Below are 15,004 nucleotides of genomic sequence, written 5' to 3'. Positions count from 1 at the left end.
ATACGAGGAAACGAGCAACGAGACCAGAACCCTGATCCGGAAGTCCCCAACTCGTGGCAGAGCCAAATAGAATGCGCTCGCATTCTATAACGTCCCGCGTTATAAGTTCCGGATGATCCAGAGCTTCGCGGATCGCGAGACGGAGCTGATATGGAGCGGCCGACGGAGCCGGAGATTGCCGTCCGACATCCAGGATGTCGCGCTTCGCAAACTTCGTCTTTTGAATCAGGCGCGGGTTCTCGACGATCTCCGCATGCCGCCGGGCAACCGTCTCGAAGCCTTGAAGGCTGACCGCGTCGGCCAGCATTCGATCAGGATCAACGATCAATGGCGAATTTGCTTCGTCTGGGATGATAGAGGACCGGCGCATGTCGAAATCGTCGACTACCACCGCTAGAAGCAACCTGCTGCACAATCCCCATCCCGGCGAAATCCTGCTGGAAGAGTTCCTCAAGCCGATGGGGCTGAGCCAGAACGCGCTGGCGCGTGCCGTTCACGTGCCGCCCCGGCGGATCAATGAAATCGTGCTGGGCAAGCGCGACATCACTGCCGACACCGACCTGCGCCTTGCCCGTTATTTCCGGATCTCGGAGGGCTTTTTCCTCGGTCTCCAGATGGATTATGATCTCATGCAGCGGCGCCGCGAGATTGCGCCGGACCTGAAGGCCATCCGGCCGCGTGCGGCCTGACGCCCGCGCCGTTGCGAGCATTGATCATGGCAAAGCCCGGCCGCCTCACCGCAAAGCCTCTCTCGCTGATGATGGGCGACGTGCTGACGGCCGCCTATGCCAAGCAGGGGTTTGCCGCACGTGAACTCGTGACACGCTGGCCGGAGATCGCGGGCCGCGACATCGCCGAGCATGCCCAGCCGTTGAAGATGCAATGGCCGCGGCCGGTCGAGGGCCAGCCGCAGGAGCCGGCCACCTTGATCCTGCGCGTCGAGGGGCCGATGGCGCTGGAGATCCAGCATTCCTCGGATGTGATCCTGGAGCGGGTCAACCGCTTCTTCGGCTGGCATGCCGTCGGCAAGCTGGCGCTGCGCCAGGGCCCGTTGACCCGGCCGCCGGTGAAGCGCCGCCCGGCCCCGCCCGATCCGAAGACGGTGGCGAAAGTCGCGCAGACCCTGACCGCGATCGAGGACGACGCGCTGCGTGACGCGCTGGCCCGGCTGGGCGCGGCCATCAAGCGAAATTGACGTTCGCCGTTTGATCCCGGCTTGAGCGCCGGCATTGCCTCCAACTGGGTTTCAAGCTAGCGAAAAGGCACGTCACGAGTGTTTCAGGCGCGAGATGCGCCCATTTCGGAGCAGAGCCTTGATCATTTCCCGCCGCGCCTTCACCGCAGCCTTGTCGCTGACCGGCCTCGCCGCCCTGGCGGGCCTGTCCCCGCTGCGGCTGATCTCGGACGCGATGGCGCAGAGCGCCGCCGATGTCGCCAAGCCCCAGTCCTTGCCCGACATGGCGATCGGGCCGGCAGACGCCGCGGTGACCATCACCGAATACGCCTCCATGACCTGCCCGCATTGCGCGGCGTTCAACGCCACCGTGTTCCCGAAGCTGAAGGCCGAATACATCGATACCGGCAAGATCCGCTACATCTTCCGCGAGTTCCCGCTCGACATCAAAGCCGCCGCGGGCTCGATGCTGACGCGCTGCATCGCCAATGGCGACGCACAGAAGTATTTTGCCGTCACCGACATGCTGTTCCGTTCGCAGAACGACTGGGTGGTCAAGAACACCACCGAGACCCTGACGCGGATCGGCAAGCAGGCCGGCCTCAGCCAGCAGCAGGTCGAGGCCTGCCTCAAGGACCAGGCGCTGCTCGACAAGATCGCCGCCGACCAGAAATACGCGAGCGACATTCTCAAGGTCGATTCGACGCCGACCTTCTTCATCAACGGCGAGAAGATCAAGGGCGAGGCTTCGATCGAGGAGTTTCAGAAGAAGATCAACCCGCTTCTGAAGAGCTGATTCGAGAGACTGAGTCCGACAAGACACAGCGCGGCCCCTTCGTGGGGCCGCTTCTGATTCGTGGGCCGTTCGCCGCGAGAAAGCCTTGGAAAAGCGGGGCCGCCGGGTTGCCCTCGCGGGCGGCCATCGCCATTGTCCGGCCCCTAGAATGGGGCGCAAAGGCGACTCAGTCCACATTGACATTGCCTTCCATGGTATTGTCGGGGTTGGGAGATTCGTCTCCCGCCAACAGAGAATCTGTGCATGAAACTCACGCGTCTTCGTCTTCACGGTTTCAAGACGTTCGTCGAACCGACTGACTTCGTGATCGAACCCGGTCTCACCGGCGTCGTCGGTCCGAACGGCTGCGGCAAGTCGAATCTGGTCGAGGCGCTGCGCTGGGCGATGGGCGAGACCTCGCACAAATCGCTGCGCGCGGCCGACATGGACGCCGTGATCTTCTCCGGCTCGAACACGCGGCCCTCGCGCAACCACGCCGAAGTGGTGATGACGATCGACAACAGCGATCGCACCGCGCCCGCCGCCGTGAACGACCGCGACATTCTCGAGATCTCGCGCCGCATCGAGCGCGAGGCCGGCTCGGTGTATCGCATCAACGGCCGCGACGTGCGCGCCCGCGACGTGCAGATCCTGTTCGCCGACGCCGCCACCGGCGCTCGCTCCCCGGCCCTCGTCCACCAAGGCAAGATCGGCGAAATCATCCAGGCCAAGCCCGAGCAGCGCCGCCGCGTGCTGGAAGACGCCGCCGGCGTCGCCGGCCTGCATGCGCGCCGCCACGAGGCCGAGCTGCGGCTGAAGGCGGCCGAGACCAATCTGCTGCGCGTCGAGGACGTCATCGGCCAGCTCTCCGGCCAGATGGAAGGCCTGCGCAAGCAGGCGCGGCAGGCGATCCGCTATCGCGAGGTCGCCGCCAAGGTGCGCAAGGCCGAAGCGACGCTCTATCATCTGCGCTGGATGGGCGCGCATGCCGACCTCAACGACGCCGCGCATGTGCACGATGTCGCCGTGCGCGAGATGGCGGAGCGGACCCGCGAGCAGGCAGAATCCGCCCGCATCCAGGCCATCCGCTCGTCGCATCTGCCGGCGCTGCGCGAGGCCGAGGCCCGCGCCGCCGCGACGATGCAGCGGCTGAAGAACGCCCGCGATCTGCTCGACCGCGAGGAGGTGCGCGCCAAGGAGCGCGTCGGCGAGCTCGACCGCCGCCTGATGCAGCTCACCGCCGACGTCGCGCGCGAGCAGCAGCAGAACCAGGATGCGCAGGTCGCGCTGCAACGTCTTGAAACTGAAGATGCGGAGCTGAAGGAAGAGATCAAGGCGCGCGTCGAGATGCGCAGCGGCGTCGACGAGCGCGTCGCCGAGGCCGAGGCGCTTCTGTCCGAGACCGAGCGCCAGTTCACCGAGCTGACGACGCAGCTCGCCGATCTCACCGCCCGCCGCAACCAGCTCGAGGCCAACGTCCGCAGCCATCGCGACCGTCTCGCCAGGCTCGACCAGGACATCGCCAATGTCCGCGCCGACGAGGAGCGTCTGGCGCAGGAGACCGCCCATCTCGGCGATCTCGACACGCTCGCCGCTTCGCTCGAAGCGGCCGAGGAATCCGAGGCGCAGGCCGAGGCCGCTGTGCAGACCAACGAGGCCGCGCAGGCCAATGCGCGGCAGAAGCTCGAAGCCTCGCGCGCCCCGCTCGCCGAAGCCGAGAAACGCGTGCAGCGGCTCGAGACCGAGGCGCGCACCATCTCCAAGATGGTCAACAGCGAGACCAAGAATCTGTGGCCGCCGATCATCGACGGCGTCACCGTCGCCAAGGGATATGAGAAGGCGCTCGGCGCCGTGCTCGGCGACGATCTCGACGCGCCCGTCGATGCCTCCGCGCCGATGCACTGGACCGTCGCCGGCGCCGAGGTCACCGACCCCGCATTGCCCGACGGCGTCGAACCGCTCGCCGCCTATGTGCAGGCGCCGCCGGAGCTGTCGCGTCGTCTCGCCCAGATCGGCGTGGTGTCGCGCGATCGCGGCGCGCAGCTGGTGTCGCAGCTGCGGACCGGCCAGCGGCTCGTGTCGCCGGAAGGCGACGTCTGGCGCTGGGACGGCTTCATTGCCGCCGCGCACGCGCCGACCGGCGCGGCCCGCCGGCTCGCCGAGCGCGCCCGCCTGATCGACATCGAGGCCGAGCTGGAGCAGGCGCGCATCGACGCCACGAACAAGCGCCAGGCGCTGGAGAGCGCCGAGGCCGAGGTGAAGGCTGCGACCGCCGCCGAGAGCGCCGCGCGCGAAGCCTGGCGCGCCGCGCAGCGCGAGGTGAACTCGGCGCGCGAGCGCCACGCCAACGCCGAGCGCGAAATCAACCGCCATTCGGCGCGCAAATCGGCGCTGGTCGAGGCGTCCACGCGTCTCGCCCACGACCGCGCCGAGATCGCCGAGCTGCACCAGAATGCGCTGGAGGCGATCGAGGAGCTGCCGGCGACCACCGAGGCCGACGGCCGGCTGGCCGCCGTGCGCGCCGAGATCGAGACCAAGCGCCGCGCCGCCGCGCAGGTGCGCGCCGAGGCCCAGGCGCTGGCCCGCGAGGCCGAGCTCGCCGATCGCCGCGTGCAGGCGATCATCAGCGAGCGCAACGACTGGTTCAACCGCATCCGCGGCGCCGGCTCGCAGATCGCCACCATCGAGGCGCGCATCGCCGAGGTCCGGGACGAGCGCGCCGAGCTCGACAACGCGCCGGAGATCTTTGCCGAGAAGCGCAGCGCGCTGATCGACGAGCTTGCGATTGCCGAGGAGGAGCGCCAGGTCGCGGCCGACGCGCTGGCCGAGGCCGAGACCGCGATGGGCGACACCGATCGGGCCGCCAAGGCGTCGCTGGAAGCGTTGTCCAAGTCGCGCGAGGCCGCGGCCCGTGCCGAGGAGCGGCTGGAGAGCGCCAAGCGCCGCATCGGCGACGTCGAGCGCGAGATCCACGACATGCTCGAATGCGAACCGCAGGCGGTCGCGGCGATGGCCGAGATCGGCCCGGACACGCAACTGCCGCCGCTGCACGAGATCGAAGAGACCCTGGAGAAGCTGCGCCGCGACCGTGAGCGGCTGGGCGCCGTCAACCTGCGCGCCGAGGAGGAGCTGACCGAGGTCGAGGGCTCGCACACCGCGCTGACCACCGAGCGCGACGACCTGGTCGAAGCCATCAAGCGGCTGCGCCAGGGCATCCAGAGCCTGAACAAGGAGGCGCGCGAGCGCCTGCAATCCTCGTTCGAGACCGTCAACGACCACTTCAAGCGCCTGTTCACCGAGCTGTTCGGCGGCGGCGAGGCGGCGCTGCATTTGATCGAGAGCGACGATCCGCTCGAGGCCGGCCTCGAGATCATCGCCAAGCCGCCGGGCAAGAAGCCGCAGACGCTGTCGCTGCTGTCGGGCGGCGAGCAGGCGCTGACGGCGATGGCGCTGATCTTCGCGGTGTTCCTGACCAACCCCTCGCCGATCTGCGTGCTGGACGAGGTCGACGCGCCGCTCGACGACCACAACGTCGAACGCTTCTGCAACCTGCTGCACGAGATGAAGGGCTCGACCGAGACCCGCTTCATCATCATCACCCACAACCCGATCACCATGGCACGCATGAACCGGCTGTTCGGCGTCACCATGGCCGAGCGCGGCGTGTCGCAGCTCGTCTCGGTCGCGCTCGACGAGGCCGTGAAGATCCTCGACCAGCAGGTGGCGTGATCGTGCTTCCTCATTCCGGACCGCCGCTCGCGCGGCGCCCGGGATGACGCATGGAGAGGAGGATGATCTCTCCCGATCTGCCCGCCGCGCTCAAGGCCGCTCTCGAAGCCAGGCTGCACGGGCAGTCGCGGCAGGATGCAGCCGCCCGAGCGGCCCGCATCTCGGCCGCCTATCGCAGCGGCGGCAATTCCGGAACGATCACGAGCGACGCCGACGCCATCGCCTATGCCACCGTGCGGATGCCGGCGACCTATGCGGCCGTCGCAGCCAGCCTGAACGCCGTGATGCAGGCCTGCCCGGACTTCGCACCGGCCTCGCTGCTGGACGTCGGTGCCGGGCCGGCGACCGCGAGCTTTGCTGCGGCGGAAGCGTTTCCGCCGCTGACCTCGTTCAACGCCGTCGATTCCAATGCAGCGTTGCGCGGGCTGGCGCTGACGCTCGCTGACGACACGATGCGCCTCCGCGACCTCTCCTATGCGCTGGGACCGGCGCGAGCGCTGCTCGATCGTGCCGGAAGTGCCGATCTCGTCATCGCCAGCTACATGATCGGCGAACTGACGGACGCCGATCGCCCTGCGATCGTGGACGCGCTGTGGGCGACGACCGGTGATACGCTGCTTATCGTCGAGCCCGGCACGCCCGCCGGCTATCAGCGCATCCTCGCAGCGCGTGACCGCCTGATCGCAGCCGGCGCTCATGTCGTAGCGCCCTGCCCGCACGCAGCGCCCTGCCCGCTGGTCGCACCGGACTGGTGCCATTTCGCGCAGCGGCTGGCGCGGTCCCGGGCGCATCGCGAGCTGAAGGGCGCCGACGTCCCGTTCGAGGACGAGAAGTTCAGCTTCATTGCCCTCACGCGCAAGCCAGCAACGCATCAGCCCGCCGCACGCGTGCTCGCGCCGCCGTCGGTCACCAAGGTCGCGACAGCCGCGAAGCTGTGCCAGGCGGATGGCGCTGCCCGCGTCGTCAGCATCCCGCGCCGTGACAAGCCCGCCTTCGCCGCGGCCCGGCGCTGGGACTGGGGCGACGGCGTCGAGCCGCCGCCGCGCCACTGAATACCTGCCCGGCCGCCGATGGTTAACGACAGGTCGAGTTTGTCTCTCATTTTCGCGATTTCGCGAAACCGGCGAGAAATCCGCGTTTGCTACGGTGAGCTGCAACGGGCGCTGACATGCGCTGCTCACAAGGGAATGCATTTCGATGTTCAGGACGATGACGATCGCTGCGATGCTGCTGGCTTCGGCAGGAACCGCCTTCGCGGGCGGCCATGGCGGCGAGTCCTCGGCGCCGCCGCCGGCTCCCAAGCAGGAAGGCCCGCCGGCCAGGGCGATCATCGGCAAGAACGGGCCGGTTCTGACGGACCCGAAAGGCATGACGTTGTACTATACCGAGCGCGACACGACCGGGACCAAATCGACCTGCGACGGCGACTGTGCCCAGAAGCGCCCCCCGCTGGCGGCGCCCGACAACGCGGTCGCGACCGGCGATTTCACCGTCATCACCCGCAGCGACGGCAAGAAGATGTGGGCTTATCGCTACCGCCCGCTCTACACCTCGCAGCTCGACAGCGCCCCCGGCGATATCAAGGGCAACGACCCCACGCAGCAATGGCGGATCGCCCGTCCCTATTGAGCCCTGCGCGTCGTTGCCTCCGGCGCCAATTCGGCCACCTGGGCGCCCATCGAACGGACCGGTCAGGCCAAAGCGACTTGAACGGGCATCCCCCCTGATGCGACCAATGCACGCCGGTCCACCTGCGGACCGGCGGCGCCGTCGCGTGTCGGCCGCCTCGTTCTCCCGCCCCCTCCCTCGGAGCCCGTCATGTCCGGCTGGATCGTCCTCGGCATCATCGTCATTCTCGTGCTGTTCGCCCTTGGCGCCTACAACCGGCTGGTCGCCCTCAGCCAGCGGGTCGGCCAGGCCTTTGCCGACATCGACGTCCAGCTCAAGCAGCGCCACGATCTGATTCCGAACCTGGTCGAGACCGTGAAGGGCTATGCCGCGCATGAGCGCGGTACGCTGGATGAGGTGATCAAGGCCCGCAATGCGGCCATGTCGGCGCAGGGACCGGCCCAGGTCTCGGCGGCCGAAGGCCAGCTCTCCGGTGCGCTCGGCCGGCTGATCGCGCTGTCCGAGGCCTATCCGGATCTGAAGGCCAATGCCAACTTCCAGCAGCTCGCCAGCGAGCTGTCCGACATCGAGAACAAGATCGCCGCCAGCCGCCGCTTCTTCAACAACGCTGTGCAGGAATACAACACCGGCATCCAGCAGATGCCCGCCGCACTGTTCGCCGGCACCTTCGGCTTCACCCGCAAGGAGTTCTTCGATCTCGGCGCCAGCCGGGCCGACGTCGAGGCCGCGCCGAGCGTCAAGTTCTGATCCCGCGCCTTCCGCGCTGAAGGGTCCGACGCCATGGCCGCCTACGGTCTCTACACCCACATCGCATCGAACAAGACCCGTTCGGTGCTGCTGCTCGGCGGCCTGTTCCTGCTGATCTATGTGCTGGTGTTCGCCGGCGCGCTGATCGCGGAGGTCATGATCAACGGCAATGGCAGCGTCGCCTATTACATGAACGCTGCCACAAGCGACCTGATCAAGGCGCTGCCGTGGGCCACGATCGGCGCGGCGGCCTGGATCGTGATCGCCTATTTCTTCCACCAGACGATGATCGACGCCGTGACCGGCGGCACCGCGGTCACCCGTCAGGAGCAGCCGCGGCTGTACAATCTGCTCGAAAATCTCTGCATCTCGCGCGGCATCACCATGCCGAAGCTGAAGATCATGGACAGCCCGGCGCTGAATGCCTTCGCCACCGGCCTCAATCAGCGGCAATACGCCGTCACCGTCACGACCGGCCTGCTCGCTGCGCTCGATGACAAGGAGATCGAGGCGGTGCTGGGTCACGAACTCACCCATATCCGCAACGGCGACGTGCAGCTGATGGTCGTGGCCGTCATCATCGCCGGCGTCGTCGGCTTCTTCGGCGAATTGTTCTTCCGCCTGTTCACCAATATGAGCTGGGGCGGCGGCTGGGGCCGCTCGTCGTCGTCCTCCTCCTCATCCGACTCCGACCGCAAGGGCTCCGGCGGAGGGGCCATCATCGTCGTGATCATCGCGGTCGTGCTGATCGTGGTGGCCTGGCTGTTGTCCCAGGTGGTCAAGCTGGCGCTGTCGCGCACCCGCGAATACCTAGCCGATGCCGGGTCGGTCGAGTTGACCAAGAATCCGGACGCCATGATCAGCGCTCTGCGCAAGATCGAAGGGCGCGGCGAGCTGCCCGGCGCCACCTCCGCCGTCATGGAGTTGTGCGTCGACAATCCGCGCGAGGGCTTTGCCGACCTGTTCGCCACCCACCCTCCCGTCGATGCCCGGGTCCAGGCGCTGATCAAGTTCGCCGGCGGCCACGATCCGGGCCCGCTGGCACTGCCCACGGACGAGGCACAGCCGGACGACACCGGCACCGAAACGACAGACGGCGATGCGCCGCCACCGCTGCCGTCCGGCGGTCCCTGGGGCCAGGCCGATGGCCCGGCCACGCCGGCCGGCCAGGGACAGGCCGCTCCCGAGGGACCTTGGACCACCCCCGCGACCGGTCCCTGGGGACGGCACTAGACGTCGCCCTCGCAGCGGGATTCGGACGCCAATCCCGTGCGGCGGGCAATCGTCCTGCCAATCTCTTGCAAGTGTTTCCTCGCTGGCTCGAACGTTTGGACCGGAATGCCTCCGATTGCTCCGGCCTGTGACGGCGAACGCGCAAATTTCCCCGATCCCGTGCTGCAATGAATTTGAATTCTCCAGCGTTTCTGCCATGTTCGCGCCCAAAGCAGAATGCAATGCGCCGGCCCCCTGGCCGGCCTCAGGGCTGAAGGACTTTCCATGGCGAAACCGGCAGTGGTTGTGGTGGGCGCGGACAAGGGCGGGGTCGGCAAGACCACGGTGTCGCGGACGTTGCTCGATTATTTCAGCGCCAACAACGTCCCCACCCGGGCGTTCGACACCGAGCATCCGCGCGGCACCCTGAAGCGCTTCCACCCGGAGATCACCGAGATCGTCGACATGAATTCGACGCCGGACCAGATGAAGATCTTCGACACGCTGAGCGCGGTGGCGCCGTCAGTGACCGTGATCGACGTCCGCGCCGGCCTGATGTCGCCGACACTGGCCGCCTTGCGCGACATCGGCTTCCTCGACGCCGCCCGCTCCGGCCAGATCACCTTCGCGGTGTTCCACATCCTGGGCTCGTCGATCGCCTCGCTCGACGAGATCGCCGAGACCGCGAGCTACATGATCGGGGCGAAATATTTCCTGGTGAAGAACTTCATCAACAACACCAGCTTCTTCGAGTGGGACCAGTCGACCTACAATTCCTACTTCCACCGCATCAAGGACGCGACCGAGCTCACCATCCCGAAGCTCAACGAGATGGCGTTCGAGCAGGTCGAGGTGGCGTCGGTGCCGTTCCTCAAATTCGTCGCCAACAAGGGGCCGCGCGACGAGGCCGCCAACTACTCCTTCGTGCTGCGCGGCTATGTCCGGCATTGGCTCGCCAATGTCTGGAGCGAGTACGACCGGATCAAGCTGACCGACATCGTCGGCTCGACCAAGGCGGCGGCGCCGCGGCCGGCCGGGGAAAAATAGCATTCCCGTGACTGATGGGACTTTATCGCAACCGCATTTGACCTGATATAGGTCGGATGCCCGCGACGCCCGTCTACATCGTCTGCTCGCCCCGGCCGCAATCCGGGAAGACGCTGCTTGCGCGGGTCCTGAGCGAGTTCCTGCTGCTCAAGAACGGCCAAGTGCTCGCCTTCGACGTCACCCTGCGCGAGCCGTCGCTGCTCGACTTCCTGCCGCAGATCACGGAAACCGCGACGATCGAGGACACCTACGGCAAAATCCAATTGATGGACCGGGTGATCCTCAACGACGGTATCCCCAAGGTGATCGACCTCGGCTACTACTCGTTCGACGAGTTCTTCAAAATGTCCGAACAGATCGGCTTTTTGAAGGAGGCCGCACGGCGGAACGTGGTCCCGATCGTGCTGTACTGCGCCGAGGGCGACCGCGTCTCGATGCGCGCCTATGACGCCCTGCGGCGGCAGATCCCGAAGGCACAGCTGATCGTGGTCGAGAACGACCACGTGCTGCGCGAGGAGCTCCCCGACCTCTACAGCCGCAGCAAGCATCTGCGCATTGCCGCCCTGCCCGCCTTCCTCCGAACCTACATCGAGCGCTTCTCGTTCTCCTTCACCGGCTATCTGCGCCAGGAGAAGGACCCCTCCACCGAGCTCTATCAATGGATCCGGCGCAACTATTATGCGCTGCGCGAGATCGAGAACGAGCTCCTGATGCAGCGGTCCTGACGCCGCCGCGCGCGTTTCAGTGCCCTTCGAACGAGATCAGCGTGCGCACGGGCACGTCGAGCGCGCGCAGCTTGGCGGCGCCGCCGAGATCCGGCAGGTCGATGATGAAGCAGGCCGCCACCACGGTCGCGCCGATCTGGCGCAGCAGCTTCACCGCGCCCTCGGCCGTGCCGCCGGTGGCGATGAGGTCGTCGACCAGGATCACGCGCTCGCCGGGCTGCACCGCGTCGACATGCATCTCCATCTCGTCGGTGCCGTATTCCAGCGCGTAGGACATGCTGACCGTCTTGTGCGGCAGCTTGCCCTTCTTGCGGATCGGCACGAACCCGGCCGAGAGCTGATGCGCGACCGCGCCGCCGAGGATGAAGCCGCGGGCCTCGATGCCGGCGACCTTGTCGATCTTCGATCCGGCCCAGGGATGCACCAGCTCGTCCACCGCGCGGCGGAACGCGCGCGCGTCCGCCAACAGCGTCGTGATGTCCCGGAACAGGATGCCGGGCTTCGGATAGTCCGGAATGGTGCGGACCGTGTTCTTGATGTCCAGATCGAACGTCATCGTGCTCTCGCTACCTTGTTTTGCCGTGACCGCGAGGAATTCGTCATTGCGAGCGAAGCGAAGCAATCCAGGGCCGCGAAAACAACTCTGGATCGCTTCGTCGCTACGCTCCTCGCGATGACGGCGACCACCTGTTACGCCGGCTGCTTCAGCCGGAATGCATTCTCCACGATCCGCAAACCGACGGCATCGCCGAGCGACATCAGCGATTCCGGATGGAACTGCACGCCGCCGACCGGCAGCGTCTTGTGCTCGATCGCCATCGCCACGCCGTCCTCGGTTGCCGCCGTCACCGTCAGCACCTCGGGCATGCTGTCGCGCTCGACGAACAGCGAGTGATAGCGGCCGATCACGATCTCATTCGGCAGCCCCTGCATCAGGCGGCCGCCGCGCACCTGGACCCGCGAGGGCCTTCCATGCGCGGGCTGGGCGAGCTGGCCGAGACGGCCACCGAAATACTCACCCATCGCCTGCACGCCGAGACAGACGCCGAAGATCGGCAGCTTCTTTCGAAGCGCGGCATCGATGGTGGTCGAGATCTTGAAGTCCTCGGGACGGCCCGGCCCCGGCGACAGCACGATCAGATCCCAGCTGCGCTCGGCCAGCATCTTCAGTGCATGGACATAACGCACCACCGTGACGTTGGCGCCGACCTGGCGGAAATAGTCGGCCAGCATGTGCACGAACGAGTCGTCATGATCGATCAGCAGCACGTTCTTGCCGGAGCCTGTCGCGTCCGGCGCCGTCGACGACAGCGGCTTCGGCGGATCGCCGCGCAGCGCCTGGAACAGCGCCGCCGCCTTGACCTGGCACTCGCGATCCTCGGCCGCGGGGTCCGAATCGAACAAACAGGTGGCGCCAACGCGCACCTCGGCGAGCCCGTCCTTCATGCGGATGGTGCGGATGGTGAGGCCGGTGTTGATCGAGCCGTCGAAATTCACGGCGCCGATCGCGCCGGCGTACCAGCGCCGCGGCGAGCGCTCATTGTCCTCGACGAACTGCATCGCCCACAGCTTTGGCGCGCCGGTCACGGTGACGGCCCAGGCGTGGGTCAGGAACGCGTCGAGCGCGTCGAAGCCCGGCCGCAGCATGCCCTCGACGTGGTCGACGGTGTGGAACAGCTTCGAGTAGGTCTCGATCTGGCGGCGCGCCAGCACCTTGATGGTGCCGGGCACGCAGATGCGCGCCTTGTCGTTGCGGTCGACGTCGGTGCACATGTTGAGCTCGAACTCGTCCTTCTCCGAGTTCAGGAGCTGACGGATCTGCTCGGCATCGCCGATGGCGTCGCGGCCGCGCGCGATGGTGCCGGAGATCGGGCAGGTCTCGACGCGGCGGCCGTCGGAGCGGACGAACATCTCGGGCGACGCCGACACCAGGAACTCGCCGTCGCCGAGATTCATCAGCGCGCCATAGGGCGACGGGTTGATCCGGCAGAGCCGCTGGAACACTTCCGCCGGCGAGCGCTCGCACGGCTCGGCAAACAACTGGCCGGGCACCGCCTCGAACAGGTCGCCGCGGGCAAAGGCGGCGCGGGCCTTCTCGACCGTGGCCTGGTACTCGCCCGGCGCGTGGTCGGCAAAGCCCTGGCGCGGCTCCTTCAGATAGACGCTGGCGTCGGTGTCGCGCGGCAGGCCTGATGTCGACTGGCCGTTCCAGGAGAAATCATAAGACAGCACGACGCCGCGGCCGGTGGCGCGGTCATAGGCCAGGAGGCGATCGGGCACGTAGAGCACGATGTCGCGCTGGTCCTTTTCGCGCGGCCGCTTCTGCACGAGGTCCTCGATCTGGAAGACGAGGTCGTAGGCGAAGGCGCCGAACAGGCCGAGCAGCGGATCGTCATTGGCGGACAGCGCGGCGATCATCGCCCGCACCAGCGACATCACGCTGGCGCGGCGGGTGCGTTGGTCCTCCTCGACCGGGGCAGGCCCGCGGACGATGTGTCCGGCCAGCCGCGCCGGCGAAGCCGCAGTAATGACCACGCAGGGCTCGCGCAACGTGTCCTTCAGGAACGCGATCAGCACCTCGCCGCGGCGGTTGAGCGCCTGCAGGGTGAAGTCGGCGCCCTTGGTTTCCAGCACCAGCGGTGGGTCGGCGAAGCCGAGGTCAAAACTCTCGTAGCGGCCGGGCACGGTCGTGCCCGAGGACAGCACCACGCCGCGGCGGCGGTCGAGCAGGTCGATCAGGTCGTCGAGCCGGCTGGCATTGCCGGAAAACTGCTCGACGGCGCGCGTGATCGCGAGCCCGCTGGAGGTGCGGTAGTCGCTGCGGGCCGGAAGGGCGAAAACGGTCCTGTTCATGGGGTCCTCTTGGGCGTCCTCTTACGGAATTTGCCGAGGAAACGCCACACAGGACCAACCGGAAGCCGCCGCTGCGTGGCGGCCCCTCTGCGATCGAATGTCAAACAAATCGCACCGGCCACCTCTTACAAGGTGCGCCACCAGAGACGGGCTGGGCGGACAAGGGTGCTCATGCGGCGGAACTGACCACGGGCGGCGGGCGGGGTCAAGGGGCGGCGGGGACACAGGTGGGGGTGGCGCTTACGTGTGCGCGTCTTTCTCCACCTCGTCATGGCCGGGCTTGTCCCGGCCATCCACGTCGTCCGGCATGCTGAGAACGATGTGGATGCCCGGGACAAGCCCGGGCATGACGGAGCAACTAGTCGGCAGGATAGTTCGCTGGGATAGCTCCGCATCTCCAATGCGACAGCCCTGCCCTGGAGTGCCCCTTGCAGGGAGCGGGGCTCACCGCTGTTGGGCGAGCGGCAACTCACAACTTGCGAAGCTGAGTACTCGCGCGGCAATTGCCCTATAGCAGCCCGCGCGCGGCTTGCTTGAGATGGGCGGCGATGGCGTCGCGGGCTTCGGGTGAGGCGACGCTGCGCGCCATGGTCACGCCGCCCGAGAGAAGCGCCATCAATGCCCAGGCCTTTTGCAGCCGCGCCTCGTCGGTCTTTCCCTGCAACCCTTTCGCGATCTGCCGGGCGACCCGTTCGAGCGCCGCGCCGTAGCTGGCCTTGATGGCCGCGCTGGCGCGCGTGACGTCCGGGGTCAGGCTCTGCAGGCCGCAGCTCGCATCCAGCGCGCAAGTGAGGCGCTCACCGAGATAGAAGGCGACGAACGTCTCGGCCCAGCAGGCGCCCTGCTCCGCCTGAAGGGCTGCAATGCCGGCTCTGAGTTCCTCGAGTCCGGCCAAGGCGGCGGATTCGAACGCGGCGTCCTTCGACTTGAAATGACCGTAGAATGCGCCGGAGGTGACCCCGGCCTCCTTGGCCAGACCATCGACGCCGATCCCGCCATAGCCGAGCCGGCGAAATCCGCGGCCTGCGGCCTCCAACAGTTTTGCCTTTGCTTCCAGCTTATGTTCGGCCTGATACCGCATCTGGCGCCTCTCATAGCGATCGTTATTTCATG

General features: G+C 67.0%; 14 protein-coding genes. 11 read left to right on the top strand and 3 right to left on the bottom strand.

Features of this window, described 5'->3' with window-relative positions; genetic code table 11:
• Positions 1-112: 112 nt before the first annotated feature.
• The 11 genes from ACQR1X_RS01650 (at position 113) to ACQR1X_RS01600 (ending at position 11,038) form a co-directional block, all read left to right on the top strand.
• A complete protein-coding gene (locus ACQR1X_RS01650; RefSeq protein WP_434898213.1) occupies positions 113-397 on the top strand; it encodes a type II toxin-antitoxin system RelE/ParE family toxin in 285 nt (94 codons plus the stop codon).
• On the top strand, positions 369-689 hold the full coding sequence (locus tag ACQR1X_RS01645; RefSeq protein ID WP_315802800.1) for a HigA family addiction module antitoxin: 321 nt from the start codon (positions 369-371) through the stop codon (positions 687-689). Before ACQR1X_RS01650 ends, ACQR1X_RS01645 begins: the two co-directional genes overlap by 29 nt.
• Before the next feature lie 26 nt (positions 690-715).
• Positions 716-1,195: a DUF721 domain-containing protein gene (locus ACQR1X_RS01640; protein ID WP_315802799.1), complete on the top strand. Its 480-nt coding sequence runs from the start codon at positions 716-718 to the stop codon at positions 1,193-1,195.
• 118 nt (positions 1,196-1,313) lie between these two features.
• Positions 1,314-1,970 carry a DsbA family protein gene (locus tag ACQR1X_RS01635; RefSeq protein ID WP_434898212.1) on the top strand — a complete coding sequence of 219 codons (657 nt, stop codon included), beginning with the start codon at positions 1,314-1,316 and terminating at the stop codon, positions 1,968-1,970.
• Between the two features lie 243 nt (positions 1,971-2,213).
• Positions 2,214-5,678, top strand: coding sequence for a chromosome segregation protein SMC (gene smc, locus ACQR1X_RS01630; protein WP_434898211.1), 3,465 nt, complete (start codon positions 2,214-2,216; stop codon positions 5,676-5,678).
• A 62-nt stretch (positions 5,679-5,740) separates the two neighbouring features.
• Positions 5,741-6,730, top strand: a complete 990-nt coding sequence (locus tag ACQR1X_RS01625) for a small ribosomal subunit Rsm22 family protein (protein ID WP_434898210.1) — start codon at positions 5,741-5,743, stop codon at positions 6,728-6,730.
• A 145-nt stretch (positions 6,731-6,875) separates the two neighbouring features.
• The gene (locus ACQR1X_RS01620; RefSeq protein ID WP_434898209.1) at positions 6,876-7,307 is read left to right on the top strand and encodes a COG4315 family predicted lipoprotein; all 432 of its coding nucleotides are present in this window, start codon (positions 6,876-6,878) and stop codon (positions 7,305-7,307) included.
• Positions 7,308-7,496: 189 nt separating this feature from the next.
• The gene (locus ACQR1X_RS01615) at positions 7,497-8,054 is read left to right on the top strand and encodes a LemA family protein (protein WP_315802794.1); all 558 of its coding nucleotides are present in this window, start codon (positions 7,497-7,499) and stop codon (positions 8,052-8,054) included.
• A 33-nt stretch (positions 8,055-8,087) separates the two neighbouring features.
• A complete protein-coding gene (locus ACQR1X_RS01610) occupies positions 8,088-9,287 on the top strand; it encodes a M48 family metallopeptidase (protein ID WP_434874007.1) in 1,200 nt (399 codons plus the stop codon).
• Between the two features lie 264 nt (positions 9,288-9,551).
• Positions 9,552-10,313, top strand: a complete 762-nt coding sequence (locus ACQR1X_RS01605; protein ID WP_009025709.1) for a hypothetical protein — start codon at positions 9,552-9,554, stop codon at positions 10,311-10,313.
• A gap of 56 nt (positions 10,314-10,369) precedes the next feature.
• On the top strand, positions 10,370-11,038 hold the full coding sequence (locus ACQR1X_RS01600) for a hypothetical protein (RefSeq protein ID WP_315802792.1): 669 nt from the start codon (positions 10,370-10,372) through the stop codon (positions 11,036-11,038).
• A gap of 16 nt (positions 11,039-11,054) precedes the next feature.
• Here ACQR1X_RS01600 and ACQR1X_RS01595 read toward each other — a convergent pair whose 3' ends face one another.
• From ACQR1X_RS01595 to ACQR1X_RS01585, 3 genes are all read right to left on the bottom strand, one after another.
• Positions 11,055-11,594 (bottom strand): adenine phosphoribosyltransferase, encoded by a 540-nt coding sequence (locus ACQR1X_RS01595; RefSeq protein WP_315802791.1) that lies wholly within the window; start codon positions 11,592-11,594, stop codon positions 11,055-11,057.
• Positions 11,595-11,728: 134 nt separating this feature from the next.
• The gene (locus ACQR1X_RS01590) at positions 11,729-13,891 is read right to left on the bottom strand and encodes an anthranilate synthase component I (protein WP_434898208.1); all 2,163 of its coding nucleotides are present in this window, start codon (positions 13,889-13,891) and stop codon (positions 11,729-11,731) included.
• Positions 13,892-14,399: 508 nt separating this feature from the next.
• On the bottom strand, positions 14,400-14,972 hold the full coding sequence (locus ACQR1X_RS01585) for a TetR/AcrR family transcriptional regulator (RefSeq protein ID WP_434898207.1): 573 nt from the start codon (positions 14,970-14,972) through the stop codon (positions 14,400-14,402).
• Positions 14,973-15,004 lie beyond the last annotated feature (32 nt).

It is taken from the genome of Bradyrhizobium sp. HKCCYLRH3073 (genome assembly GCF_051167995.1).
Classification (GTDB): Bacteria; Pseudomonadota; Alphaproteobacteria; order Rhizobiales; family Xanthobacteraceae; genus Bradyrhizobium.
This window is presented reverse-complemented; position numbering and strand designations above follow the sequence as displayed.

Coding starts and splice junctions, on each gene's coding strand:
- ACQR1X_RS01650 (WP_434898213.1), top strand. CDS start 113: ATGATCCAGAGCTTCGCGGATCGCGAGACGGAGCTGATATGGAGCGGC.
- ACQR1X_RS01645 (WP_315802800.1), top strand. CDS start 369: ATGTCGAAATCGTCGACTACCACCGCTAGAAGCAACCTGCTGCACAAT.
- ACQR1X_RS01640 (WP_315802799.1), top strand. CDS start 716: ATGGCAAAGCCCGGCCGCCTCACCGCAAAGCCTCTCTCGCTGATGATG.
- smc (WP_434898211.1), top strand. CDS start 2,214: ATGAAACTCACGCGTCTTCGTCTTCACGGTTTCAAGACGTTCGTCGAA.
- ACQR1X_RS01625 (WP_434898210.1), top strand. CDS start 5,741: ATGATCTCTCCCGATCTGCCCGCCGCGCTCAAGGCCGCTCTCGAAGCC.
- ACQR1X_RS01620 (WP_434898209.1), top strand. CDS start 6,876: ATGTTCAGGACGATGACGATCGCTGCGATGCTGCTGGCTTCGGCAGGA.
- ACQR1X_RS01615 (WP_315802794.1), top strand. CDS start 7,497: ATGTCCGGCTGGATCGTCCTCGGCATCATCGTCATTCTCGTGCTGTTC.
- ACQR1X_RS01610 (WP_434874007.1), top strand. CDS start 8,088: ATGGCCGCCTACGGTCTCTACACCCACATCGCATCGAACAAGACCCGT.
- ACQR1X_RS01605 (WP_009025709.1), top strand. CDS start 9,552: ATGGCGAAACCGGCAGTGGTTGTGGTGGGCGCGGACAAGGGCGGGGTC.
- ACQR1X_RS01600 (WP_315802792.1), top strand. CDS start 10,370: ATGCCCGCGACGCCCGTCTACATCGTCTGCTCGCCCCGGCCGCAATCC.
- ACQR1X_RS01595 (WP_315802791.1), bottom strand. CDS start 11,594: ATGACGTTCGATCTGGACATCAAGAACACGGTCCGCACCATTCCGGAC.
- ACQR1X_RS01590 (WP_434898208.1), bottom strand. CDS start 13,891: ATGAACAGGACCGTTTTCGCCCTTCCGGCCCGCAGCGACTACCGCACC.
- ACQR1X_RS01585 (WP_434898207.1), bottom strand. CDS start 14,972: ATGCGGTATCAGGCCGAACATAAGCTGGAAGCAAAGGCAAAACTGTTG.